At 60.6% G+C, this 22,356-nt stretch carries 26 protein-coding genes and 2 pseudogenes; 17 read left to right on the forward strand and 11 right to left on the reverse strand.

Going from position 1 to position 22,356, the window contains the following annotated elements; all coding sequences use genetic code 11:
- Nucleotides 1-62: 62 nt before the first annotated feature.
- Together ACZXDY_RS28345 and ACZXDY_RS28350 are read right to left on the reverse strand one after the other, a co-directional pair.
- Nucleotides 63-446 (reverse strand): hypothetical protein, encoded by a 384-nt coding sequence (locus ACZXDY_RS28345; RefSeq protein ID WP_464347757.1) that lies wholly within the window; start codon nucleotides 444-446, stop codon nucleotides 63-65.
- A 342-nt stretch (nucleotides 447-788) separates the two neighbouring features.
- Nucleotides 789-1,181 carry a hypothetical protein gene (locus ACZXDY_RS28350; RefSeq protein WP_464347758.1) on the reverse strand — a complete coding sequence of 131 codons (393 nt, stop codon included), beginning with the start codon at nucleotides 1,179-1,181 and terminating at the stop codon, nucleotides 789-791.
- Between the two features lie 211 nt (nucleotides 1,182-1,392).
- On the opposite strand from ACZXDY_RS28350, the gene ACZXDY_RS28355 reads away from it, so the two are divergent.
- A complete protein-coding gene (locus ACZXDY_RS28355) occupies nucleotides 1,393-2,466 on the forward strand; it encodes a PIN domain-containing protein (RefSeq protein ID WP_464347759.1) in 1,074 nt (357 codons plus the stop codon).
- A gap of 602 nt (nucleotides 2,467-3,068) precedes the next feature.
- On the opposite strand, the gene ACZXDY_RS28360 is transcribed toward ACZXDY_RS28355, so the two are convergent.
- The 3 genes from ACZXDY_RS28360 to ACZXDY_RS28370 all read right to left on the reverse strand — a co-directional run bounded on the left by ACZXDY_RS28360 (nucleotide 3,069) and on the right by ACZXDY_RS28370 (nucleotide 6,109).
- Nucleotides 3,069-3,875: a hypothetical protein gene (locus tag ACZXDY_RS28360; protein WP_464347760.1), complete on the reverse strand. Its 807-nt coding sequence runs from the start codon at nucleotides 3,873-3,875 to the stop codon at nucleotides 3,069-3,071.
- 207 nt (nucleotides 3,876-4,082) lie between these two features.
- A complete protein-coding gene (locus ACZXDY_RS28365; protein ID WP_464347761.1) occupies nucleotides 4,083-4,394 on the reverse strand; it encodes a helix-turn-helix transcriptional regulator in 312 nt (103 codons plus the stop codon).
- Between the two features lie 344 nt (nucleotides 4,395-4,738).
- Nucleotides 4,739-6,109: a tyrosine-type recombinase/integrase gene (locus ACZXDY_RS28370; protein ID WP_464347762.1), complete on the reverse strand. Its 1,371-nt coding sequence runs from the start codon at nucleotides 6,107-6,109 to the stop codon at nucleotides 4,739-4,741.
- Nucleotides 6,110-7,344: 1,235 nt separating this feature from the next.
- Between ACZXDY_RS28370 and ACZXDY_RS28375 the strand changes: the two genes are divergently transcribed.
- The 7 genes and pseudogenes from ACZXDY_RS28375 (at nucleotide 7,345) to ACZXDY_RS28405 (ending at nucleotide 10,720) form a co-directional block, all read left to right on the forward strand.
- Nucleotides 7,345-7,815: a MarR family winged helix-turn-helix transcriptional regulator gene (locus ACZXDY_RS28375; RefSeq protein WP_464347763.1), complete on the forward strand. Its 471-nt coding sequence runs from the start codon at nucleotides 7,345-7,347 to the stop codon at nucleotides 7,813-7,815.
- 81 nt (nucleotides 7,816-7,896) lie between these two features.
- The gene (locus tag ACZXDY_RS28380) at nucleotides 7,897-8,265 is read left to right on the forward strand and encodes a nuclear transport factor 2 family protein (protein WP_464347764.1); all 369 of its coding nucleotides are present in this window, start codon (nucleotides 7,897-7,899) and stop codon (nucleotides 8,263-8,265) included.
- Between the two features lie 3 nt (nucleotides 8,266-8,268).
- Nucleotides 8,269-8,709, forward strand: a pseudogene (locus ACZXDY_RS28385) (hypothetical protein).
- Nucleotides 8,710-8,932: 223 nt separating this feature from the next.
- Nucleotides 8,933-9,139, forward strand: a complete 207-nt coding sequence (locus tag ACZXDY_RS28390) for a hypothetical protein (RefSeq protein ID WP_028165531.1) — start codon at nucleotides 8,933-8,935, stop codon at nucleotides 9,137-9,139.
- Nucleotides 9,140-9,748: 609 nt separating this feature from the next.
- Nucleotides 9,749-10,018 carry a hypothetical protein gene (locus ACZXDY_RS28395; RefSeq protein WP_464347765.1) on the forward strand — a complete coding sequence of 90 codons (270 nt, stop codon included), beginning with the start codon at nucleotides 9,749-9,751 and terminating at the stop codon, nucleotides 10,016-10,018.
- 55 nt (nucleotides 10,019-10,073) lie between these two features.
- On the forward strand, nucleotides 10,074-10,247 hold the full coding sequence (locus ACZXDY_RS28400; protein WP_196237316.1) for a hypothetical protein: 174 nt from the start codon (nucleotides 10,074-10,076) through the stop codon (nucleotides 10,245-10,247).
- Nucleotides 10,248-10,489: 242 nt separating this feature from the next.
- The gene (locus ACZXDY_RS28405) at nucleotides 10,490-10,720 is read left to right on the forward strand and encodes a hypothetical protein (RefSeq protein WP_028165532.1); all 231 of its coding nucleotides are present in this window, start codon (nucleotides 10,490-10,492) and stop codon (nucleotides 10,718-10,720) included.
- 30 nt (nucleotides 10,721-10,750) lie between these two features.
- Here ACZXDY_RS28405 and greA read toward each other — a convergent pair whose 3' ends face one another.
- Nucleotides 10,751-11,236 carry a transcription elongation factor GreA gene (greA, locus tag ACZXDY_RS28410; RefSeq protein ID WP_028165533.1) on the reverse strand — a complete coding sequence of 162 codons (486 nt, stop codon included), beginning with the start codon at nucleotides 11,234-11,236 and terminating at the stop codon, nucleotides 10,751-10,753.
- Between the two features lie 1,268 nt (nucleotides 11,237-12,504).
- Here greA and ACZXDY_RS28415 point away from each other — a divergent pair.
- The 6 genes from ACZXDY_RS28415 (at nucleotide 12,505) to ACZXDY_RS28440 (ending at nucleotide 16,477) form a co-directional block, all read left to right on the forward strand.
- A complete protein-coding gene (locus ACZXDY_RS28415) occupies nucleotides 12,505-12,708 on the forward strand; it encodes a hypothetical protein (protein WP_028165535.1) in 204 nt (67 codons plus the stop codon).
- A 113-nt stretch (nucleotides 12,709-12,821) separates the two neighbouring features.
- The gene (locus ACZXDY_RS28420; RefSeq protein WP_028165536.1) at nucleotides 12,822-13,070 is read left to right on the forward strand and encodes a hypothetical protein; all 249 of its coding nucleotides are present in this window, start codon (nucleotides 12,822-12,824) and stop codon (nucleotides 13,068-13,070) included.
- Nucleotides 13,071-13,340: 270 nt separating this feature from the next.
- Nucleotides 13,341-14,630 (forward strand): hemolysin family protein, encoded by a 1,290-nt coding sequence (locus ACZXDY_RS28425; RefSeq protein WP_028165537.1) that lies wholly within the window; start codon nucleotides 13,341-13,343, stop codon nucleotides 14,628-14,630.
- Between the two features lie 197 nt (nucleotides 14,631-14,827).
- On the forward strand, nucleotides 14,828-15,427 hold the full coding sequence (locus ACZXDY_RS28430) for a formyltransferase family protein (RefSeq protein ID WP_028165538.1): 600 nt from the start codon (nucleotides 14,828-14,830) through the stop codon (nucleotides 15,425-15,427).
- A 197-nt stretch (nucleotides 15,428-15,624) separates the two neighbouring features.
- Nucleotides 15,625-15,981: a hypothetical protein gene (locus ACZXDY_RS28435; RefSeq protein WP_080663820.1), complete on the forward strand. Its 357-nt coding sequence runs from the start codon at nucleotides 15,625-15,627 to the stop codon at nucleotides 15,979-15,981.
- On the forward strand, nucleotides 15,926-16,477 hold the full coding sequence (locus ACZXDY_RS28440; protein WP_464347766.1) for a hypothetical protein: 552 nt from the start codon (nucleotides 15,926-15,928) through the stop codon (nucleotides 16,475-16,477). Before ACZXDY_RS28435 ends, ACZXDY_RS28440 begins: the two co-directional genes overlap by 56 nt.
- A 51-nt stretch (nucleotides 16,478-16,528) precedes the next feature.
- On the opposite strand, the gene ACZXDY_RS28445 is transcribed toward ACZXDY_RS28440, so the two are convergent.
- On the reverse strand, nucleotides 16,529-16,729 hold the full coding sequence (locus tag ACZXDY_RS28445) for a hypothetical protein (protein ID WP_028165540.1): 201 nt from the start codon (nucleotides 16,727-16,729) through the stop codon (nucleotides 16,529-16,531).
- A gap of 9 nt (nucleotides 16,730-16,738) precedes the next feature.
- Entirely contained in the window at nucleotides 16,739-17,137 is a 399-nt protein-coding gene (locus ACZXDY_RS28450; RefSeq protein WP_464347767.1) for a RidA family protein, read from the reverse strand.
- A 163-nt stretch (nucleotides 17,138-17,300) separates the two neighbouring features.
- Here ACZXDY_RS28450 and ACZXDY_RS28455 point away from each other — a divergent pair, with 163 nt between their 5' ends.
- Together ACZXDY_RS28455 and ACZXDY_RS28460 are read left to right on the forward strand one after the other, a co-directional pair.
- Entirely contained in the window at nucleotides 17,301-18,179 is an 879-nt protein-coding gene (locus ACZXDY_RS28455) for a DMT family transporter (protein WP_464347768.1), read from the forward strand.
- Nucleotides 18,180-18,361: 182 nt separating this feature from the next.
- Nucleotides 18,362-19,216, forward strand: a pseudogene (locus tag ACZXDY_RS28460) (caspase family protein); the annotation flags it as partial.
- Nucleotides 19,217-19,486: 270 nt separating this feature from the next.
- Here ACZXDY_RS28460 and ACZXDY_RS28465 read toward each other — a convergent pair.
- Complete coding sequence (locus ACZXDY_RS28465; protein WP_028165544.1) at nucleotides 19,487-19,726, reverse strand: BrnA antitoxin family protein; 240 nt, start codon at nucleotides 19,724-19,726, stop codon at nucleotides 19,487-19,489.
- A 2-nt stretch (nucleotides 19,727-19,728) separates the two neighbouring features.
- On the reverse strand, nucleotides 19,729-20,706 hold the full coding sequence (cysK, locus tag ACZXDY_RS28470; RefSeq protein WP_464347769.1) for a cysteine synthase A: 978 nt from the start codon (nucleotides 20,704-20,706) through the stop codon (nucleotides 19,729-19,731).
- Nucleotides 20,707-20,936: 230 nt separating this feature from the next.
- On the opposite strand from cysK, the gene ACZXDY_RS28475 reads away from it, so the two are divergent.
- The gene (locus ACZXDY_RS28475; RefSeq protein WP_028165546.1) at nucleotides 20,937-21,152 is read left to right on the forward strand and encodes a hypothetical protein; all 216 of its coding nucleotides are present in this window, start codon (nucleotides 20,937-20,939) and stop codon (nucleotides 21,150-21,152) included.
- Nucleotides 21,153-21,155: 3 nt separating this feature from the next.
- Here ACZXDY_RS28475 and tgt read toward each other — a convergent pair whose 3' ends face one another.
- Nucleotides 21,156-22,289 carry a tRNA guanosine(34) transglycosylase Tgt gene (tgt, locus tag ACZXDY_RS28480; RefSeq protein WP_464347770.1) on the reverse strand — a complete coding sequence of 378 codons (1,134 nt, stop codon included), beginning with the start codon at nucleotides 22,287-22,289 and terminating at the stop codon, nucleotides 21,156-21,158.
- Nucleotides 22,290-22,356: the final 67 nt, after the last annotated feature.

Raw genomic sequence — 22,356 nt, forward strand, 5'->3', positions numbered from 1 at the left:
CATCTCCGCCGATTCGAGATGACAAGTGAATCATCAAGCCCCCTCGGTGGCGAGGGGGTTCTTCAGCAGACTGCTAGGTCGTCGTCATCATCACGCTCTGATTTCAACGTCGTCAGGCCGACGTCGCGCATGTGGCGACGCATCGAGTTCGCAATGCGCTGATACTCGACGCGGTCTTTCGGTGTGAACTTGCCCGAGTGTGCATATTCGGCCTGCATGTCTTCTAACTGGCACTGCAGCAGCGCTATGTCGCGAATGAGCGCACGTTGGGACTCGGTAATCTTCTCCTCGCCGCCTGCATCGTGGGTGTAAATCCGGATCAAGTCTCTGAAACGCAGAGCGTGAGATGTCCGCATGTCGAGCCCTTCGACGCGATTGAACATCCGGCGGCCGGAGGTCACGGCAGATTGCCGAACGCTAGGACGTGATTTGATGGTGCCGTGCATTGCGCTTTCCCGTCACGTATCTGCGCTCCATTTCCGACGACGCGGAATGCCGCCGTTTAGGGCGCGAAACGTAACCTCATGCCTAGCCTCAAGACTAGCCCCTTGGCAGAAAGCCACTAATCATAGGGCTTTCTCCGCGTTGCCACGTGATATCGAGTCATAGGAACTGATCTTATTTTGCAAATCAGGTGATCGCGGAGGAGAGACGTTCGAAAAATATGGACAGGTGGGCATGTGTGGCTGCCACCAAAAATGGGACCAAATATCGGTGCGTCATGACACCAAGAAATCGGGCATTGATGGCCCCCTGCCCTCAGATCAACACTCACTACAAGCCGACATTCATTTTGCACGCCTACGCCGATATCTGGCCAATGCCGTTGGATCGATAAGACCGATGTCCGGCCTAGTCAGCATGCGCAGCACTTCCTGCATCTCGGCTCGAATATGTGAGACGGTGACGGGTGTGACGGAATGTCCATCTCGTTTCAGCGTGGCGCAGATGTCAGCGTGAGACATGTCGTAATCGAGGAGCAGCCGGCGTATCCACTCCTTCATATCTCTCCCGCTGATCCCCTCCTCTATTTCCTGTTTCATTGGGGTGCGGATTTCTGGGCGGGGCTGTGGTCTCGCTTTTCCGATACGGCGTGGAATGTCGGCTAGCGTCAGTCTTTCACGCTGTCGCGTGCCCTTCCCTGCCCATCGATATTGGTCCTCATCGTCACGTCCGCCCATTGGGTCTATCTCCTGTTTCTGTGCGTCGTTCGGGGGATGTTTTGGAGGCGGTTTCCCGGGCAGCGGAGCGGTTCCTGGGGGGATTGCGGGCGTCCGCATGGTCTCTCGCCCGTATTTTCACAGAAATCGCCCTGTGCTGCTTCGTTAGTCTCGGTATCAATTACTCGCTGCGCGTCGTACTACTGAGTCGGGTAAGGCTGAGGAATGCGGAATGACGTCTGAGACTGCTACTGACCAGTTGGAAACGGACCAAGTATTCATCGACACGCACGCGTTCGTCCGCGAGCGGCTCAATTGGCAGTCGAGGTCTTGCTCGCGTATAAGGGAGCTAGCCCAATCAGGTCAGGTGCATATTCTGACGACGAGCGTGACGCGGTCGGAAGTGCTCAGCAAGATCAAAGAGAGTCTTGAAAATGCGCGCTCCGCTTTGCAAAAGCATGACGTGGTGCTCCGTCAACTGGATAGTGCGTACGCAGCAACCGCGTTGCATGCCCTCGAGGCCGAAGACAAGCTTCGAAGTCTTTTTGACACGTTTATGGACGATGTAGTCGCGATTGAAGTCCCGCTTAGCACGGAGGTCGACAAAATCTTCGACGATTACTTTCATGGACGTCCCCCGTTCAGCGGAAAGAAGAAGTCGGAGTTCCCGGATGCATTCGTTGTCTCGTCATTGCGGCAGCGGGCGGCGACGATGGGAAAGAAAATCTATATCGTTTCCGGAGACCCTGACATGGCGCACTGCTGCGCGCACGCGTCAGAGCTTGTGCTCGTAGAAAGTCTTGCTGAGATCATCTCGAAGGCGACGGTGACTACAGCGCTCCACGACAGCTTGCTGTGGTGCCTCAAGAACAGTAGCGATCTAGAGGAGAGATTAGGCCAGTATCTGATAGATGCTGATGTCTATCTCTTGGGCGGCTCTCGGCCCAACGTCCGTGTCAGCCTCGCGAATGCGACCGTGCAAGCCGTCGACGAAATCCAGTTGACGCACCTGAATGTCATCTCGCAACAGGGTATTAAGTTTGTGTGTCAGCTCGAATTTCAAGCGTGCGCTGAGGTCAGCTTGGAGATAGCGGTTGAGACCTATTCCTGGAACGGAGACGAAGATCGCGAGGTATTCGACGAATTTGCCACAACTGAAGTGATCCCGGGACACTACTTGGCCGAGGTGACCGTGCAGTTCGACGCTAAATCTCCGGAAAGCACGACTATCGACGACGTACGCTGCAGTGTCGATATTGATATCGACGCTAGCGAGATCGACGAGTTAAGGAAATACTATCGATAGAATTGGGTGGGCTTCATCCCCTTTAAGACTCTTCGAGTCGGACGGTGAAATGTGCCATCAGTCGACGCGCGGCGCGGTGCCGCTGCTTGCGTGACTCGGACGCAGCAAGCTCCTGCATTATTTCTATGAACCTCGGGTGAGCAGGTTCGAGGAGCTTGGCGCGGCGTCGTTCTTCGCGGGCCAGTCGATTTGCAAGCTGACGTTCCCGGACCTTATTGCGAGCGCGGTCATAGTCCTCCTCCGTTAACTGGACGAGGCGTTCACGTTTAACGGCACTCCTCAGAGGGTGTAGATACTCTCTCTTGATCTTCCTTTTCATGGAAGGCTCCCGGTTTGAATTATCGATCCGGAGGATCGAGCGAGCGCGCAGCGCTCATTCTTTCTTAATTCTTTGATCTCTCTACAAAGGTGATCTTGTATGTGTTCTATAAGGGATCGGCTTGAAAACACGGTTCTCCCTGTAACAAAGGCGTTTCTCGAATTTTCACGCCCGATTTTCATGTCAGATAACACGGTGGCGCATGTCAGCAGACACGGTACGCTGCTGCAATTCATGTCAGGCAACACGGTACGCTGCTCAGATTTCATGTCAGACAACACGGTCACCATGTAGCCTCGGTCTCGGCGTCGATCGCACGCAGGCGGCTGGGCTTTCGAGCCTGTCCGAAATAGACCCGATCCTCGTCATCGATCCGCATGGCGTAGACAAATGGCACGTCGTTAGGCCTGATCGACTCCTTTCCGTGCCATGTGGTGATGCGCTTGTTGATCGTGTCGATTGTGCTATTGACGACAACCAACGCTCGCTCGATCAGTCGGCGCTGTTCGAACGGCTTGTTCGAGTGCAGCGCCAACACCTCGACCGCAAGCCTGCGCAAAGGGACGTGTCCTCCCTCACTGATGCAGCGCAGGAACAGAAGCAGGTTCGTTGCATTCCTCGATCGCGTCGGCAATGGCAACGGCACCTTGACGAAAGGAGGCTCTATCCAATCGCCGCGGATGTGGAGCCGAACCTGTCCGTCCAAAAGCAGACGATAGTTCCGCAACGGCGCTGGCTTGGACGTGAGCAATGGTTTCCGCAATCGCTCAAGGGCATCGGTCAGCTTGCGCAGGTTCCTTGTATCGGGCGATAGGCCCGACAATTGAAACAGCCTGGTCGCGGACAGTTCGATCTTGAGCACGTCCGCAGGCCTGAATTTTGATTTTTGATGGACCATGCTTGCGTTGCGAGCATTCCGAGCGGCTTGCCTGCCGACCTCATCATACTTACCGCCCTTCTGTCGGTGTCGGACTAACGCTCGTCGTCCTGCTCTACGAGCGATCTCGTCCCGCTGCCGATAGTCTTCACCAAATGCAGCACGAAGCAGCCCGAGGAGCAACGCGGTCTCCGTCGTCGTCAGACGATGCAAGCCCGGCTTCGTTGAGAAATCGCGAGGCACCATTGCAAACTGTTCGGATTGCTTGCTGCCAGTGCTCGTCGCTGACGATTTGCGCGGGCGCTCAGCACCGGAACTGCGTGGCTTGATACGCTCGAGCGTCTTTGATATTGTTGTCATCGATCGATGTCCTGTGGTCTTGGTCTCATTGATCGGAAACTCCTGTACAGATGATAGTCGTTAGGCCCCACCTCCGTTGCTGGCGGAGGTGGGGTTTCCATTTGATGCGTCTGCTTTGGGAGAGCCCGCGAGGCGATTTATGTCTTCAAGCCTATAGAAGACGCTGCGACCATTCGGATGCAGCCGCCTCACAACGAGAGGGCCGCCTCTGCGATCTTCCAGTTTCTTTATCGTATCCGGATGGCAGCCAAGGATCGCCGCAGCCTCCTTGCGAGAGACAAGCTGGCGAACGTCGCTGATTGGCTTGGGCTTGTTAGGCCCACGTGTCTTAAGTCGCTCGATAAGAGCGTTTTGGTTCTTCTTCACCTGCACACCTCTTTCTGCCGTTCAACGCCAAGCAATGGCGATGTCGCGCGAGGTGCGTGGTCCGATAAGCAAACCTACCGGACTACCAAGCCCATCAGCAATGATCGATGGACGTGGATGCGGGCCGAATATCTGTTACGGCAATATCCGATGATCCTGACGGATCGATCGCAGACGATCAAGAGGAAAATCGGCGAATGCCGATGACCGGGAGCGATCTTCCGAGATTTGAGAACTCGTTGTCAGAACGCAGTAGGAGCAGCACACAGCGGTTTTCGCGCTCGTCCCCTGTCTGCATGCGTCCGGGACTCGTCCCCTGCACAGAGCGCGCTCGTACTGCGTCGAGGACATCATCGCGCGAGCGGGACGACGTTCCCCGCGCGCCGAGGCTCCAGAATGCGCATGATCAACGTCGATAACGCGACGAGCGCCTGTGCCCGCTCCAGATCGTATTGATGCCGATCGTAGACGCCAGCAACGCCGCCGATCCGATGCCCCAGAACGCGCTCCGCGATGTCAGGCCGGACCTTTGCGCGGGACATCAACGAGCGTGCCGTTCTGCGGAGATCGTGGAGCGTCCAATTCCATTTCTTGTATTCGGTTTTCGACTTGAACTCCTCATACTCTTTGGTGTCGAGCCCGGGGACCGCGATCGCCTCCAGCGCGCCTCTCGCGACATCGAGCGCATGCTTGCCCTGACTGAATGCAGAGAACGAGCCGAAGTGTTCGCCCGGTCCATCGCGTCGACCAACACGGCCGGCCGGAAACACAAATTCATTGATCCGGATTTCCCGCTGCGCCTCGATGACGGTGAGCGCGGGCTTGGGAAGCTTCAATCGTTCCGCGTTGCCCTTCTCCCGGTCATCCGTCGCGATTGTCCAGACGTCGCCATTGAGGTCATCCCATTTCATGGTCGCGACCTTCGTCCGGCGTTGAGCCGTCAGGAGCAGCAACTTAGCAAGGTTGCCGAACGTCCCTAGCCCCTCGCAGGCTTTCCACATGATCCGGATTTCATCGTCCGACAGAATGCGGTCCCGGGCACGCTCTGACGGATTTTCGATCCGCGCCATGCCTTCCCGGATCGGTGAGGAATAATCGTCGTGGCTGACAGCGTGCTTCGCCATCATGCGGCGCAACGTCGCAAGCGTGACGTCTGCCGCCCGGGGGCCGCGCGCCTCCTCGATCTCGTCAAGGAGGTCGGAAACGTCGGAACGCCTGATGTCCTCAAACACCTTCGTCCCCCACTTGGGATACAGCTTCTCGACCATCTTCCGGATTTGGGGCGCCGATCTGCGCTTCCCGTCCACGAAGCGTTTCAAGTAACGCTCTGCAACGACCTCGAAGCTATCCCGGCTCGCGAGAGCCTTCGTTGCGCGTTCCGCGAGTATTGTCGATCGGTTCGATCTGAAGTTGGCGGCTGCATCCCTTGCCGCCTTGACGCTCGTGTGGTCAGGAGCCCCGGGATTGAACTCGCCCAGCTTCTCCGTCCGCATCTTGTGCTGCGCCTTGTCGTAAAAACTGACGCACCACGATTTCCCGCCCGAGACATTGAGCCGGAGGAGCAAGCCGTCCTGCTTCTTGTCCCGGAAAGTAATCTGGCCCTTTTCGCCGGATCGTCGCTTGAGCTTGCTCACGGAGAGTTCCGTGAACAGGCGGCTGCGATCGAGGTCCTTGGAGCGATCCCTATTCTGCTTGGAAGGCTGATTGTCCGGATCAGTCACGGGGTCACGAGACTAGGTTTGAGGTTAGGTTTCGAGGGCTCTTTGACGATCCCGGACGATCATCCGCGATCCCTCATATTTTAACCTAACTATTTGAGAAGTTGAAGGTTTTGGTTCCACCAATCACCACTAATCATCGACTCTCAGAGATGCCCTATCCGACTTTTAATCATGGGGTCGAGGGTTCGAGTCCCTCCGCGCTCACCACACACAATATGTCCAGCCCGCGCCAAAACACTTGCGCCAAAATTCAAACGACGAACATACGCGATGATATCATCAGCGATATGGTCGAGGTCACCTTAGCCGGCCGCATCCGTCTCAATGCGACAGCTCAGAGCATCGGCCGGTTTGCGCGCGCAGCTGTCGGATGGCCCATAACAAGTTCGGCCCGGCCTCGCTGGACCTGCCAGCCTTCCAGGAAGCCGAGACGCCGCTGATTGAGCCCGTCAGTCGTGATTGTGGCGTGAGTTAATCACCCATGGACAGAATCTCACCGGTTTGTGTGGGGAGTTTCAGCGCGTTTGGGCCATTAATCAGCTATTGACCCCAGCAGGGATCCTCCCATGGAGTTGCCTGCACCAGATTTGTTGGTGGGCGTCTTTCTTGTCGGCGCTCTGGTTGGCTATGCGGTCAGAGCTTTTATGTCCGCCAGGCGCCGGACTCGAGCCCGCAAGCGGCGACATGATTTCAATTAACTCACACCCATGACGCCCCGTAGCCTCCTCGGGTGAGGATCGATCCAGCAAAAGTGATGGGGGCCCAGTGGAGTTTAGTGATAGATTTATGACAGCAGGCCTGACCTACCCATTTACCGTTTGGAAATGCTTCTCTTTCCCCCGAATTGGACCACAACGAACGAGGCAGAAGAGCCTCGTCGATTGGAGCGAGTAGCCCGCGAACAAGCTGCGCTGTGCCTCCTCGACGAGTCGCGCAACGCCATGCTCGAGATCGCCGGCAACTACGCGAGAGCCGCGGCGGTTTCCCGGACGTCTTCCCCCCTCCTCACTGGCGTGTTCGCCTGGTGGTGGAAGTTGGTGTGTGGGTAAGAGCGCCCCTTTTAGGAGCGCCGTCGCGCGTCCAGGGCAGCGTCATATGTCCTCACGCGTTTGCACGCTAGCGGCGGCGCAGTCGCTTCCTGAGACGCTACCGATAATGGTAACGGGGAAGGTGCTGCGACCGGAGCTGCGCGCGCGAGGATAGATTCTCTTCGGCAAATTCGACACGATAGGCAAATGCAAAAAACCGCTTCTCACGCCGCGGGCCTGCACCGCGCCTCCCTCAACAAGCTCCACGATTTGGACGCGGCGCTGGAGCTCATGTACTATGGTTGGCGTGGGATGACGCTCTCGGCCGACCAGTATCTTGCCACGCTCGGCCTATCACGCCCGCACCATCGCATTCTCTATGTCGTCGCACGGCGGCCCGACATCTCGATCGGCTCGCTGATCGAGGTCCTCGGCATTTCCAAGCAAGCTTTGAACCGGCCGCTCGGCCTGTTGCTCGAGCGCAAGCTCCTGACATCGAATCGGTCGCCCGAGCAGCATCGATCCAAATTGCTGCGCCTGACGCAGGCAGGGCAACGCATCGAACAACGAGCATCGGGCTACGAGCGGAAGGTCCTGCGCGAGGCATTTGATCGTGCTGGGCCGTCCGGCGCAGCCGCGTGGATGGCCGTTATGGAAGCCATCGCCGACAACAACTGACTGCGCTCTCAGGTCAACCTGATTGACGTCAGTATTTCACTGTGCCACTCTTCAGCAGTTGCACTTGAGGAGGGCGGAAGCATGAGCGGACCGACAATGGACCGGGCGGCCGCCGGGCGCTTTGTCGAGGCGTGGTGCGCCAACTGGTGCAAGGTTGATATCGACGCCGTCGTCTCGCACTTGGCCGACAACGCCGAGATGCGCAGCCCCCTGGCGCTCAAACTGACGGATTCTCCCGTGGTCGTTGGCGCCCAGAACATTCGCGCCTACTGGCGCAAGGCTTATGGAGGCATCGAAAACGCAGACCTGAAAATCCTGGACTGGAGCTGGGACGAAACGACCGCGCGCCTAACGGTGTGGTGGCAACTGGGCGACACGCGCGCCAGCGAGTTCATGGACTTCGATGATGCCGGCCGTGTGGTGCGCAGCGAAGCCTTCTACGGAAAGTAGCCCATGCGATTCTCGGATTTCGTCCTGCTCCTCAACGCACTCTGGTTCGGCGGCACGCATTCATCCAGTTCAGCATTGCCCAGCGCAATACGCTGAAGATCCTGGTGCCCCGGGAAGCGCGGCAATCCGATTGCACCGACCTTGTCCGCCAGCGTGGCATTTCTCGGCGGGATCAATCTGCCAATCGGTCTCTTGTCGCTTTATCTTCTCGCCCGGCCGGCCTTCTTTCAGGCGATTGACGCGCAGCTTGCGCTGTTCCTGTTCTTCGCCGCGTGCCACTTCAGCCAGTTCGCCTATAACCTCCCGATCCTGATGCGCGGGGGTCGCGTCGGGGTGGCATACTGGCCCGTATTGAAGGGCCCGATGCTCAGGATTTTCGTCATCGATGCGACGCTGTTCGTGGCAAATCTTGCCGCGGTTTTGCTGCTGGCGTCGCGTTCCTGATGCTCCGCCGTCGCGGCGGTGTCGCCTTCCCAGAGCGGCGATCGCGTTGATGAGCATCTCCGCGCTTTCCGCTTCACCTGCTCTGCTTTCTTTCCAAGAAGACTTTCATACTCGCTCACGTTTTCATTTCGCACGAAACTCGCTGGCGGCGATGCAAACCTGATCTCGTTTTCCTCCGCAGGGCGCCCAACTACACGAACCTATCCCTCCAGGAGGAAGTGAAATGAAATTCGTTGCAGTTGCCTTGACCACTTTGGCCATGCTCTCGCTGACCTTCGTGCCGGCGGATGCCGCCAAGCGTCATCACCGCGCGCACCACGCGAAAAATTTGGGTAATCCGAACGGCACAGCCGCCGGTCCCACCTCGCTGAGCGGCACCGGATCGTCGCAGTACGGAGGATCAAGCCCGGGTACCGCGGGCAAGAATTGATCCACGGAAAGTATCTCTCTGCTCAAGGCGCGGCGACGATGATGTGTGGATGTCCGGCGCTTGATCCGGACGCGCTGCATGCCTTCGCCGCCGCAGCCGAGCTCTCCGTGGATTGTGGCCTGATCTTGTCGCTCGCGTGGCGGACTGTGTCAGGCGCCGGACCGTTTGCATCGCACGAAACCATTTTCCACCGATGACGAAAACGTCCTGAAACAAAGTGCGAGCTATCTACGTTTCAAAAGGAAAACAGGGATGGCGAACATGCAGTTCATATTGGACCTGTTCTGGGAACAATCGTGCAGCAGATATCTCGCCTCCCTGGCACAACAGGAGGTGCAGCAATGATCGAGACCTCTGCAGCAATCCTCGCGCTGGTGAGCGTGGGTATCTTCCTCGCGCACGCGCTGGACGCTTATCGGACCGGCTAGCGGGAACCTGATTTCGTTTGGATGCATTCCCGCTCCAGCAATCTTGAGCGGGCGCTGTCTCACAGCGCTGCTGCCGTACCGCGATAGCCCTCGCCGAGCGCACCGGCCTAAATTCCAGCGCCTCCGGAAACGTTTGCCGCCTTGCGCGTTTTTGCAAGGAGCCAACACGGGAGGAGCGCGCATGCGAACCTCAACTATCGCAATGCTCATCGCCCTGGGAAGCGCGATCGCGCTGCCGGCATCGGCGCAGCAGATGACACCCGGCAAGCAACAGATGCAGGACGACGCCAACAAGGGCGTCAAGACCCGCAACTCCGGCGAGTCAGGCTATGTGGCCGGCCAGGAGAAGCAGGGCGCGCGCGTTCCCGATCAGTCTGACCAGAGACAGACGACGGGATCCAGCAATGGAACCGGCAACCAGGGTTCTGGATCGGGCGGAAGAAATCGATAGCGCGCAGCCAATCAGCGAGACCTCTGACACCACGGCGACGCGCCAGGAGATCCGAATGACGACCGCGGCAAAGCTCCTCGCGCAAAAGCAGCAATTGCTCGAGCGGCTGCAGGAGAATCCCGGGGCGAACGAACGCGCCGAGATCGAGCGGCTGCTCGAGCAGATCGACACCGCGCTGAATCTGCTCGATGAAGCCGGCTCGAGCGGCTCCGGCGAAGAGCCCGACTAACGTGGGTCGGATGGCTGCCTACAAAATCGCCTTGCCGGAACCGTATCTCGGCGCTTTTCTGAGAATTGTGGGTCCTTGGGGCGACACCTAGGGTTTCACCTGGCCTCGTGCCATCCACCCGCAAGAGCCCCCGCCTTCCTCCCGGTCGGTGGGGGTTTTGTTTTTCATCAAGCGGATTGGCCCGAAGAAAAAGTATAAGATGGGCCCGTGAGGAATTGCCCAGTTCATTTCGAGGAAGCGCTATGGATAGTGATTTTGTCGGTTACCAGCATGCGATGCTTGTTCTCATGCGCCACATATTGGCCGAGCAAGCACTGCAGAGTGGGGAGGAGCCGATGCAGTGGCTCCGCAACTTCAAGAGCCGGGTGGTCCAGGACATCAAGGGAACGTCAGGTCCTTCGGAGCAGGACGAACTGGCTGTGATCCCGGTGTCTCTTGCCGTGATCGACGACGTTTTTGCCGATGTGATGTAGTTTGAGACCGAGCGCTCTCGGCACCAGCGGTCACCCCTCGCCAAGCGCATTCATACGGGAGACGTTGAGGATTTCCGCCTCACCGCTGCCAACGCGGACAACGTCTCCCACCCTCCTGCCAAACAGCGCTCGCGCCAATGGTGAGGCGTGCGAGACGGTGCCGTGAGCAGGATCCGCCTCGTCCTCGCCGACGATCCGAAAGGTCTGTTGTCGACCGTCATCGCGGAGGATTGTAACGGCATGTCCGAACCGAACCTGGCCGTCGTCCTCGGGCTCTGCCACCACATTGGCGGAAGCGCGCCTCGCGCTCCAATAACGCAAGTCACGTGAGGCGCTCGCGATCGCCGAGCGGTCGCCCTCCGCCTGTGCCGCCACCAACGCTTCTTGCGCGGCCGCGACTGCGGCCTCGATCTGGGCAAGGCCTTCCCTGGTGACATCGTTTCGCGCGTCCGAAATCGGCCGATCGGGCAGATCGTCGAGCTTACCCTCGCCTTCCCTGACAAAAGCGCGGCTCATGTTGCTCTCATGCGCGTCGGGCCAACGCGTGGATCGCCCATCACTTCGCTCTTGCGTTCGGCGCCTTGGTCCTGCGGCCCTTCAAGATCATTCTCTTCTGGCATCTTCGACTCCGAGACTAGATATTTCCAACGGGTCCGAACCGGCGTCGTTCCTCGATCACCTTCACGTAAATCGGGATAGTTCGGCATCATTCTTAGGAAAATTCGGAACGCCTGGCTGCCTCCCAGGTTATCGTCCCGTCGATTGGGACGACATGATCCACCTTCCCAAGGGCCCCGGCGATTGTCCCCCGAGCAAGCCGGGGCCCAACTTTTGAGAAGCAAAGATTGAACGCGCTGGATTTCTTCATACCGAACGATGCAGACACATCGCGATATCACGACAATATCAGCAGACCATTCGACTCTGGTGAGGCAAGTCCACGATGAGGGGCGCAGAGATTCATCATAGCCGCTGGCCATGCAGCACCAAGGGATTGAGTTCACCGTCGAGAAAACCAGGCAGCGCCACGTCTGGCGCTGGGTATTCTGGATCGGCGACCAAGCGAGGACCGGCCTGATGCGAACGCCATTGGAGGCGCTCGCGATACGCCGGACGCAAACGCTGATCGATCGCGAGTTGAAAAAGCGGGCTCAGGAGAATGCTTGTTAGAGCGAGGTCGACGCGCCCGGCGTGCCGATATTCGTGAACCGCCGAAAACAAAAAGGACGAGGCTCGGTCAACCTAGAGACCGAGCCTCGTCGCATCATCCCCCGCCCCATCAGCGCGATGATGTCTGGTGGAACGATCGTGTCATACGCAAATTCTGAGGCGCGATCCATCCGGGCGACTACGGGACGTCGAGCATTTGCGATCGGCGCAGCATGACAGAACGGTCCAGCAAGCTCTGTCTGGCTTCGTCACCGGCACCTGCGATTGCGCTGCAGCAGCGGTTTGCGCCTGCAACCTCTCGTTTAATTGATTGAATTGCTAGCGGCGCGCCTCGCACAGATTAGAAAGCACTGATGGAGGCTGCCGTGCTTGCCGAAAAATTCTTCCTGTTGCTGGAGACTCTGAGGAGCTACACCGAGACCGACGGAAGTCAGCGCGTGGTCAGCACGTCGCCGCACGTCCCGCTCCAACTCCCTGAGGCCCAAGTCATCTTTCTCTACCCGTCCAGGGCCGACACGAGACAGCGGCACGGTTTGAATAGCTGACGTGAACCACGTCACAGCGGTCGGCGTTTCGGCGCGCTAGACAGGGCGCCGTAGGACCGCGGTGCCGCCATGGAAAACAAGTTCGACCTGCCCACGATCATCGCCGCCGTCGTTGTCGCGGGGTACGCGGCAATCATACTGGAATATGTCGCTCACGAGGATCTCGGCTTTTCCACCACGCAGATCCGGCACGTCGCGATGATCGCCGCGGTGCTTGCCGGCATCTGGGTCGCGATGGACATGTTGCGCTCGAATCCGGATGAGGTCGAATGAGGATGGCACTGATCAGCCGTTGGAAATGCAACCCTGACGCTATTTTGTCCTAGGTATTGTCTGACGAATCAGACCTACTCGCGTCTTGATCGATTCTCACGCGGTTTGGCGGCATGACCCAACCAGAGATCTTGGATCAAGACATCCGCGCGTTGCAGGAATGGCTTCGCGCCGCTTGGCTGCAACTCGCTGATCCCTCGCTGACCGCTTTCGGCCGGCGCGAACTGCGCAACCAGATGAAGCAATACAACGCCGATCTGCGCGCGCGTCTCGAGCGCGTTGCCGCGCCCCAGCCGAAGCAGAGCGGGCAGCCGGAGCGCAGCTTCGCAAGACCAGAGATGCGGATTCTCGCTTGGCGCTAGACTTCTGATTCGATCAGAACCGAACATGCGCCAGGCCGTCAGGCCCGGAGCATCCATCTGCGTCGCTCTATCGCCAGCTATTGCGGTGGCCGAGTTTGTACCGCCGCTCCCCGGCTTCACGATGTGACGCCCCTCACACCGAGCCGAACCTGTGTTAACACCTTCGCGCGGCGCGGCTGTTCCGGACGGCGTCGGCAAGCGGCAGCCAAACGGGTTGCGCTTCCTATATGTTCGGTGCTGTCGCGGCTGAGCATTAAAGAAGGTTTAATCGTGCTTTATCTGGAACTTGCGATCGTTTTTGTCCTGATCGTCGTCAATGGCCTGCTTGCGATGTCGGAACTGGCGATCGTCTCCTCCCGGCCGGCAAGGCTGGCGGGATTGGTCGAAAAAGGCGTGAGCGGCTCGCGGCAAGCGCTGGCGCTTTCATCCGACCCGGGCAAATTCCTTTCCACCGTGCAGATCGGCATTACCTTGATCGGGGTGCTCTCGGGCGCTTTTTCCGGGGCAACGCTTGGGCAGCGGGTCTCGCAATGGCTGCTCGGATTCAGTGTCTCCCCAGCGCTCGCCGATGCCATCGGCGTCGGTTTTGTCGTCACCGTCATCACCTATGCCTCGCTGATCGTCGGCGAGCTCGTGCCTAAGCAGATCGCGCTGCGCGATCCGGAAGCGATTGCGGTCAGGGTCGCGCCGGCCATGGTGTGGATGGCGAGGATCTCGCTGCCGCTGGTTTGGCTGCTCGACCGCTCCGGCAAGGCGCTGCTCTGGCTGCTCGGCCATCGCGGCGAAGCCGAAGAGAAAGTCAGCGAGGAAGAAATCAGGACGCTGGTGGTCGAAGCCGAAAATGCCGGCGTGCTCGAGCCCGGCGAAAAAGAAATGATCGCGGGCGTGATGCGGCTCGGCGATCTCCCCGTCGGCGCGGTGATGACGCCGCGCCACGAAGTCAGTTCGATCGACGTCGCCGATCCCCCTTCCGAGATCCATGCAACGCTGCTCAAGACCACCCATTCGCGGGCGGTCGTGTTCGACGGCAATCGCGACGTTGCACTCGGCATCGTGCAAGCCAAGGATCTGCTCGATGCATATCTGTCCGGGGGAACGCCGGACATCCGTTCGCTGGTCCGTCAGGCGCCGGTGATTCCGGAGACCGTGGACGCACGCGACGTGATCGCGATCCTGCGCGATTCCGCCGTCCATATCGGGCTGGTGCACGATGAATACGGCACCTTCCAGGGCGTGGTGACGAGCGCCGACATCCTGGAAGCGATCGTCGGCGCGTTCCACACCGAGGAGGGGCCGGCGGAACTCGCCTCGGTCAAGCGCGATGACGGCTCCTACCTGATCTCTGGATGGATGCCGGCGCTCGAATTTGCCGACCTGCTCGGCATCACCCTGCCCTCGCCTCGGCCCTACCAGACCTTTGCGGGCTTCCTGCTGCAGGAGTTCGGCGCGATTCCCAATGTCGGCGAAAAGATCACGGCCCATGGCTGGCAGTTCGAGATCGTCGATCTCGACGGCCGGAGGATCGACAAGGCCTTGGCCAGCCGCGTGGAAGAGCCGTGACCTATCTCCTGCAGCCTGGACATCTCACAGGTTCCCGGCCCCGCCGCGACGGCTGTTGCGCACGCGTCCCATGCGCCAGACCGGCTCGCTGCAGCGCCGTTCTGTTGATAACCAGGAACTTGTCCATCCCCGGCGGCGGGATCGTCGGCCGCCCTGTGCTATCGGCATAACGGCAAGATCAGGTACGGAACACAGATATGCGGATTACCCTCGTCGGTTCCCGCCATTTCGGCGTGGCGACCTTGAATATGCTGCGCCAACGCGAAGTCGATGTCGTCAGGGTCGTGGTGCACGATGGCGAAGACCGGCTGGCGGCGGCTGCGCGGGCCACAGGGATCGATGTGGTGGTGCAGGCCAATCCGAAGCTCGTTGTAGCCTCCGAGATCGCCCCCGACACCGATCTGATCGTAACGGCCCACAGCCACGCCCGCGTCGGCAAGGAAGCGCTGGCCGCCGCGAAACTCGGCGGGATCGGCTACCATCCCTCGCTACTGCCCCGACATCGCGGCATGGCTGCCGTGGAATGGACCATCAAGGAAGGCGATCCGATCGCGGGCGGCAGCATCTATCATCTCGCCGATCGCATGGATGCCGGCGCCATCGCGGCGCAGGACTGGGTGTTCGTCAAGAAAGGCGAAACCGCGCGCGAGCTCTGGGAGCGGGCGCTGGCGCCGCTGGGGCTCCGGCTGCTCGCCGAGGTGATCGACTATGCCAGAGCTCATGGCAGCCTTCCTGCCAAGCCGCAGGATGAGCAATTCGCGACCAAGGCACCCAGTCTCCCTGACGCCAGGCACTGAACGCCCAAAGTCTGCCGCAAGAATCGAACGCGCCTGTGTTTCGGTGTGCGGATTCACGCTGCGGATTCACCATGCAAGTTCACCATGATGTGTTTGATCTCGCAGGAACTTTTTGCCTTCCACAGGACGGCCCATTTTGAACACATTGTGTCCGGATAAGCCGGACTGATCACACACATTTCAAGGAAATCTGATCCATGCGTCCTGACCGCATTCGCGCGCTCTTGTTTGCGTCCTTTCTCGGTTCTGCTGCCCTGATTTCTGCCCCTGTTTCGGCCCAGCAGCCCTATGACGGCCTCTGGCAGGTCACCGTGGTCACCAAAACTGGAACCTGCGAGCCTTCGACCTCTTCCACGGTTACGGTCACGGACGGTCAAATCTCCGCGCCGGGCGCTGGCATCTCGGGCAGGGTCGGCCGTGAGGGCCTTGTGCGAGTCTCGATCAATGGTGCATATGCCAACGGACAGCTCAGTGGCAACTCCGGATCGGGGAAGTGGAATGGGGCATCAGCAGGCGTACCGTGCAGCGGTCGATGGGAAGCTTCCCGTCAGTAAGATCCACCGGACCTCGAAGCTGTTCCCCTCCGCTCGGCGGCTGACCTTCGCGGCGGCATTTGCTGCGGCAACATTTCTGGTCTCCCCCAGCCATGCTCAGTCCGGCCCGTTTGCCGGGATGGCCGGCACTTGGTCTGGCGGTGGCAGCGTGACCTTGGACGACGGCTCCAGGGAGCGCATCCGCTGCCGCGCGACCTACCGCGTCGGCGGCGTCAACATGGCGATGTTGCTGACCTGCGCCAGCGATGCCTACAAGTTCAACCTGCAAGCCGATGTCGTTGCCCAGGGCAGCGCGATCTCCGGTAACTGGACCGAGGGTAGCCGCGGGATCAGCGGGAGCCTGCAGGGCCGCGGCGGCGGCGGTAATTTCCAGGTTGCCGTTAATGCCGGCGGGTTCAATGCGAACCTCAGCATGCGGACGAGCGGCAACAAGCAATCTGTCAGCATCAGGGCCGATAACGGGTTCCGCGAAGCGGACATCTCGCTATCGAGATAGCTCGCGCACGCCGCTCGCCCACGGAAGCGGGCGATAATTCAGGAAACCCGTTCAGCTCGTCTTCGGCTTCGCCAGCCGCTCGGCGGTGTCCTTGATGGTCTTGGCGATCAGCAGAGCCTGCTCCTTGTTGAACGCAAAATCCTGCACGCCTTTGTGCGTCGTCAGCGACAGTACCATGATGTCGGGCTGATGTTCGGGCCAGCCGGTGGCGAAGCCGGTCACGAAATCCGCCGACGTCTTACGGTTTGCCATCAGCGCCACCTATGCCGCGGGAACGAAGGCGGTGACTTCGATCTCGACCTTGGCGCGTTGATCGACCAGGCCGTCGATATAAAGCAGAGTAGACGGCGGGAAGTTGTGCCCCAGCGTCTCCTTCCAGGCCGCGCCGATTCCGGCGCCCGCGGCCTCGTATTCAGCACGATTGGTCAGATACCAGGTCAGGCGCACGATGTGCTCAGGCCCGGCGCCGGCTTCACTCAAGAGCTTGATGATCCGCTTCAGTGCGGTGGCGACCTGCGCTGCCATGTCCGGCGCGTAATTGCCCTTCTCATCGCCGCCGGTCTGGCCCGCCAGCACGATCCATTTGCCTGATCCGTCGAAGCTGACGCCGTGCGAGAAGCCGCGGGGTTTCGACCATTCGGCCGGTTGCAAGACATGCATGAATTTATCCTCCCAGAAGCGGGACGATGATTAGCACCTAAGGGGCCATCACGGCAAAGCTGAGGGCCTGCATCGCTGCCTTCTCGGAATTGCGAGTTGCAAATCGTGTGGGCCTCGCCGATACCGACGTTCCCGCCCGTCCCCCTCCTTCTCCGCATCACCGATGGATCGCACCCCTTCCAAGATCAAGGCCGCGCTGTGGATGGCGGGCTGGCTCACGCTGATGCTGGTGATCGCGATTGCCGGCCGCGAAGCCATGCGGGACATGAACGTGTTTCAGCTCATGGAAGCGCGCTCGATCCTCGGCTTCTTCATGCTGTATCCGCTGATCCACGCGAGTGGCGGATTTTCGATCCTGAAGACCGCGCGCGTGCACATGCACATCGCGCGCAATCTGATCCATTACGGCGCGCAGCTCGGCTGGTTCTTCGCGCTGACGCTGATCCCGATCGGCCAGGTGGTGGCGATCGAATTCACCATGCCGATCTGGACAGCGCTCCTCGCGGCAGCCTTCCTCGGCGAGCGCATGACGATGTGGAAGATCACAGCGATTGTGCTCGGCCTGATCGGCGTAATCATCATCGTCCGCCCCGCCACGGGCGAGATCAATCCGGGCCAACTGATCGCGCTTGTGGCTGCCGTAGGTTTCGGCATCTCGGTTGCGATGGTGAAGTCGCTGACCCGCACCGAGCAGACGCTGGCGATCATCTTCTGGATGCTGGTCGTGCAGTCGGCCGCAGGCCTGTTGCCGTCGCTCTATGTCTGGACATGGCCGCCGGCATATGTCTGGGTTTGGGTCGTCCTGATCGCCTTCTGCGGCACTTTCTCGCACTACTGCATGGCGCGCGCGCTGCTGTACGCGGACGCGACCGTCGTGATTCCGATGGACTTCCTCCGGGTGCCCCTGACCGCGACCGCGGGCTGGCTGATCTATTCGGAGCAGCTCGATCTGTTCACCGTGCTCGGCGCGGTGCTGATCCTGACCGGCAATCTCCTGAACTTGAAACCGAACGCGCCGGCTCACGCCCGCGCAGGGACCTGACGATCGACGCGGTTGTGACGTAGATCACGTAGCCGCCGCGCGTTTCATGGCATGCCTTATGGCAACGCGATTCTCTCGTCGACCGCAGCGGTATTTTTATGCTGCGCGAACGGTGGTGTTATCGTGTAGTCTGACACAACGCGATAGAGCCAAAGCCTTTTCGATTCTGCTGGGGGATTTCAATGCGCACCCTTACCCTCCTCGCCTCGCTGATCTGCGTGGCGCTGACCGCAACTGACGCCCGAGCCGACAGACGCGTCGCCTTCGTCGTCGGCAACGGCGCCTACAAGAACGTGACGCCGCTGCCCAATCCGACCATGGACGCCAAGTCGATGGCCAGCGCATTGCGCAACGTCGGATTCGAGGTGGTCGAGGGCACCAACCTCACCCGCGACAAGATGACCGAGAAGCTGCTCGACTTCGGCAAGAAGGCGCAAGGAGCCGACATCGCGGTGTTCTACTATGCCGGCCACGGCATCGCGATCAGTGGCACCAACTATCTTCTGCCCGTCGATGCCGACATCAAGTCGGAGATGGACGTCAAGCTGGGCTCTGCCATCAACATCGACCTCACGCTCGACCAGACCATGAGCGACGCCAAGGTCAAGCTGGTGTTCCTCGATGCCTGCCGCGACAATCCGTTCGCCGCCAAGATCAAGTCGAACTCGGCGACCCGCAGCGTCAACGTGCAGACCGGCCTTGCCGAAATGAAATCCGGCGAAGGCACGCTGATCGCGTTCGCAACCGGCCCGGGCCAGACCGCGCTCGACGGCCAGGAAGGCACCAACAGCCCGTTCACGCGCGCGCTGATCGCCAACATCACCCAGCCCGGCGTCGAGATCCAGCAGGCGATGACCAAGGTCCGCGCCCAGGTCAACGAGGAGACCAGCAAGGGCCAGTTGCCCTGGGGCCACACCAACCTGATCGGCTCGGTCTATCTCAACGGCGCGCCGGCGAACAACCCGGCCACCGCGGCGGGCACGCCTGCGGCATCGACCGCGGTTGCGGCCGCGCCGAGCTCGGACGTCGAGCTCGAGTTGGCGCTGCTGACCGAGGTCGTGGCGACCACGTCGACGAGCTCGAGCGATGAAGAGCGTCCGCGCCGTCGCGCCAGCAGCGGTGGTGGCAGCAGCGCTCCCCCTCCCCCCCGCCATCACGGCGGTGGCATCGATCCGGGAGCCGCCTTCGTCGGCGGCGTCGTGGGTGGCATGCTGGGCGGTGCGTTCCGTCGCTAACGCCCTTGAAACGTTCAACGAAAAGCCCGGCTCACGCCGGGCTTTTCAATTTCTGGCGGCTCCTCGTCGGAGCTACTTCCCCGCCGCCTTGCGCAGCGCCTCGTTGATGCGGTCCTGCCAGCCCGGGCCGCCCTCCTGGAACCACTCCAGCACGTCCTGGTCGATGCGCAGCGTAACTTGCTCGCGCACGCCGGGAGCGGCATTCTTCTTGGGCGGCGCTTCGGCCACCTTCGTGGTGGCGCGCTTGAACGCCGCTTCCGCCTCGCTGCGGGCGTCGTTCAGCGTGCGCGGTCGCCTCGGTTGATCGGCCATTGCTAAATCCCCTCAAACAGCGCCGTCGACAGATAGCGCTCGGCGAACGACGGCACCACGGCCAGGATGGTCTTTCCCGCAGCTTCCGGCCGCTTGCCGATCTCAAGCGCCGCGGCGATTGCCGCCCCGGAAGAGATGCCGCCGGGAATGCCTTCGTTGCGCGCCAGCGCGCGCGACATCTCGATCGCGGTGGTGCTGTTGACCTTGACGATGTCGTCGATCACGGAACGATCGAGGATATCAGGAATGAAACCGGCGCCGATGCCCTGGATCTTGTGCGGCGAATGCTGGCCGCCTGACAGCACCGGGCTTTCCTCGGGCTCGACGGCGACGATGCGCAGCGAGGGCTTGCGCGGCTTCAGGACCTGCCCGACGCCGGTGATGGTGCCGCCCGTGCCGACTCCCGCAACGAAGTAGTCGATGTTCCCGCCGGTATCGTTCCAGATCTCCTCGGCGGTGGTGCGGCGATGGATCTCCGGATTGGCGAGGTTCTTGAACTGCTGCGGCATCACCGCATTCGGCGTCGTGCGCACAAGCTCTTCGGCGGCCGCGATCGAGCCTTTCATGCCCTGCGCTGCCGGCGTCAGCACGAGCTCGGCGCCAAGGAACGCCAGCATCTTGCGGCGCTCGATCGACATCGATTCCGGCATCACCAGTTTCAGCCGATAGCCGCGCGAGGCCGCGACGAACGCCAGCGCGATGCCTGTATTGCCCGAGGTCGGCTCGATCAGCACGGTGTCGGCATTGATGATGCCGGCCTTCTCCATCGCGATGATCATCGCCGCGCCGATGCGATCCTTCACGCTCGCCGCCGGATTGAAATATTCCAGTTTGGCGAGGATCGTCGCGTGCGCGCCATGCGCCTGCGGCAACCGGCGCAGGCGGACGATCGGCGTGTTGCCGATCGCGTCCACAATGGAGTCATAGACCAGCCCTCGTCCCGGCCGTTGCACTGCACGCGTAGTTGAAGGCGCATCCATCACGGGGCTCCTGTGCAAATGTGCCGCGAAAATCGCGGTTCTCGTTAGTTAGGAACAGGGCCCACCGCAGCGCAAGAAGGGAAACGATCGATTAACAAATCGCTGCATCGCAATAGCGAAATGTTTCTAAATAGCGATAAACCAACGCATTTGTGTTGCGACAACGTCAAATAAATCGGTGTATAAGTTACCCCTAAGTTAAGCTCCCCACAGATCGCCAGGAGGTCACGATGACAGCAATCGCTGAAATCCCGTCGACCATTGCGGTTCGTCCGAATCCGCGCGGCTGCGATCTGCCGACCTGCCCGGTGTGTGCAGACACCATGATAGCCGCGGAAGCGTCTGCCTATCTGTACGACAGCATCATCAGCTATCTCTGGACCTGCGACACCTGCGGTTACGGTTTCGTGACCAAGCACGCGGTCAAGCGCTTCGTCTGCAACTAAGCCCTATCTGGCGGCGATGTCACCGCGCGCCCAATCGGCGCGCGTTTGGTTTTGGAAGTCCTCAAAACTTCCGCCCGCGATCGCGGCGCGTATGTCCTGCATGAGCTGCTGGTAATAGGCGATGTTGATTTCCGATAGCAGCATAGCACCGAGCGTCTCACCCGATTTCACGAGGTGATGCAGATAGGCGCGCGAATAGTTGCGCGCGGAAGGCCACGCGCTCTCTTCGTCCAGCGGACGCGAATCGTCGGCGTGTCGTGCGTTGCGCAGGTTCACCGGCCCGAACCGGGTGAACGCCACGCCATGACGTCCGTTCCGCGTCGGCATCACGCAGTCGAACATGTCGATGCCGCGCGCCACCGCTTCGAGGATGTCGTCGGGCGTGCCGACGCCCATCAGATAGCGCGGACGATCCGCTGACAGCGCCGGCGCAGTCTCCTCGATCATCGCCAGCATCACCGCCTGCGGCTCGCCGACCGCGAGCCCGCCGATCGCGTAACCGTGAAAGCCGATCTCGACCAGCGCCTCGGCGCTCTGCCGGCGCAGCTCCGGCACATCACCGCCCTGCACGATGCCGAACAGCATGTAGCCGGCGGGTGCAGTCTCGAACGCGCGCTTGCTGCGCTCGGCCCAGCGCAGCGACAACCGCATCGCGCGCTCGATATCGTCGCGCTCCGCCGGCAATCGCTCACATTCATCCATCTGCATCGCGATGTCAGAGCCGAGCAATCGCTGCACCTCGATCGAGCGCTCCGGCGACAGCTCGACCTTGGCGCCATCGATATGCGAGCGGAAGGTCACCGCGTTCTCGCTGACCTTGCGCAGCTCCGACAGCGACATCACCTGGAAGCCGCCGGAGTCCGTCAGCATCGGCCCGTTCCAGCCGGTGAACGTCTGCAGCCCGCCGAGGGCTGCGATGCGCTCGGCACCCGGCCGCAGCATCAAATGATAGGTGTTCCCGAGCACGATGTCGGCGCCGGCGTCGCGCACCTCGCGCCAGTGCATGCCCTTCATCGCGCCGGCCGTGCCGACCGGCATGAATGCCGGCGTGCGCACCACGCCATGCGGCGTGGTCAGCCGGCCAGTACGGGCATTGCCGTCAATTGCGAGCAATTCGAAATGATTGGGAAGGCTCATGCGGCCGCTTATGGCGCGCCAGCGTGGCTCGTTCAACCGCGCCGACGTCGTTTTTCTGCCGCAAAGC

This window comes from Bradyrhizobium sp. LeoB3, assembly GCF_055456055.1.

What these genes read in the sequence shown, in the direction of transcription:
- cysK (WP_464347769.1), bottom strand. Translation starts at nt 20,706, where the DNA reads ATGGATGCGCCTTCAACTACGCGTGCAGTGCAACGGCCGGGACGAGGG.
- ACZXDY_RS28415 (WP_028165535.1), top strand. Translation starts at nt 12,505, where the DNA reads ATGGAAAACAAGTTCGACCTGCCCACGATCATCGCCGCCGTCGTTGTC.
- ACZXDY_RS28465 (WP_028165544.1), bottom strand. Translation starts at nt 19,726, where the DNA reads ATGGCCGATCAACCGAGGCGACCGCGCACGCTGAACGACGCCCGCAGC.
- ACZXDY_RS28380 (WP_464347764.1), top strand. Translation starts at nt 7,897, where the DNA reads ATGAGCGGACCGACAATGGACCGGGCGGCCGCCGGGCGCTTTGTCGAG.
- ACZXDY_RS28355 (WP_464347759.1), top strand. Translation starts at nt 1,393, where the DNA reads ATGACGTCTGAGACTGCTACTGACCAGTTGGAAACGGACCAAGTATTC.
- ACZXDY_RS28430 (WP_028165538.1), top strand. Translation starts at nt 14,828, where the DNA reads ATGCGGATTACCCTCGTCGGTTCCCGCCATTTCGGCGTGGCGACCTTG.
- ACZXDY_RS28400 (WP_196237316.1), top strand. Translation starts at nt 10,074, where the DNA reads ATGACGACCGCGGCAAAGCTCCTCGCGCAAAAGCAGCAATTGCTCGAG.
- ACZXDY_RS28445 (WP_028165540.1), bottom strand. Translation starts at nt 16,729, where the DNA reads ATGGCAAACCGTAAGACGTCGGCGGATTTCGTGACCGGCTTCGCCACC.
- ACZXDY_RS28345 (WP_464347757.1), bottom strand. Translation starts at nt 446, where the DNA reads ATGCACGGCACCATCAAATCACGTCCTAGCGTTCGGCAATCTGCCGTG.
- ACZXDY_RS28375 (WP_464347763.1), top strand. Translation starts at nt 7,345, where the DNA reads ATGCAAAAAACCGCTTCTCACGCCGCGGGCCTGCACCGCGCCTCCCTC.
- ACZXDY_RS28475 (WP_028165546.1), top strand. Translation starts at nt 20,937, where the DNA reads ATGACAGCAATCGCTGAAATCCCGTCGACCATTGCGGTTCGTCCGAAT.
- ACZXDY_RS28420 (WP_028165536.1), top strand. Translation starts at nt 12,822, where the DNA reads ATGACCCAACCAGAGATCTTGGATCAAGACATCCGCGCGTTGCAGGAA.
- ACZXDY_RS28440 (WP_464347766.1), top strand. Translation starts at nt 15,926, where the DNA reads ATGGGGCATCAGCAGGCGTACCGTGCAGCGGTCGATGGGAAGCTTCCC.
- tgt (WP_464347770.1), bottom strand. Translation starts at nt 22,289, where the DNA reads ATGAGCCTTCCCAATCATTTCGAATTGCTCGCAATTGACGGCAATGCC.
- ACZXDY_RS28455 (WP_464347768.1), top strand. Translation starts at nt 17,301, where the DNA reads ATGGATCGCACCCCTTCCAAGATCAAGGCCGCGCTGTGGATGGCGGGC.
- ACZXDY_RS28435 (WP_080663820.1), top strand. Translation starts at nt 15,625, where the DNA reads ATGCGTCCTGACCGCATTCGCGCGCTCTTGTTTGCGTCCTTTCTCGGT.
- ACZXDY_RS28350 (WP_464347758.1), bottom strand. Translation starts at nt 1,181, where the DNA reads ATGGGCGGACGTGACGATGAGGACCAATATCGATGGGCAGGGAAGGGC.
- ACZXDY_RS28395 (WP_464347765.1), top strand. Translation starts at nt 9,749, where the DNA reads ATGCGAACCTCAACTATCGCAATGCTCATCGCCCTGGGAAGCGCGATC.
- ACZXDY_RS28390 (WP_028165531.1), top strand. Translation starts at nt 8,933, where the DNA reads ATGAAATTCGTTGCAGTTGCCTTGACCACTTTGGCCATGCTCTCGCTG.
- greA (WP_028165533.1), bottom strand. Translation starts at nt 11,236, where the DNA reads ATGAGCCGCGCTTTTGTCAGGGAAGGCGAGGGTAAGCTCGACGATCTG.
- ACZXDY_RS28450 (WP_464347767.1), bottom strand. Translation starts at nt 17,137, where the DNA reads ATGCATGTCTTGCAACCGGCCGAATGGTCGAAACCCCGCGGCTTCTCG.
- ACZXDY_RS28405 (WP_028165532.1), top strand. Translation starts at nt 10,490, where the DNA reads ATGGATAGTGATTTTGTCGGTTACCAGCATGCGATGCTTGTTCTCATG.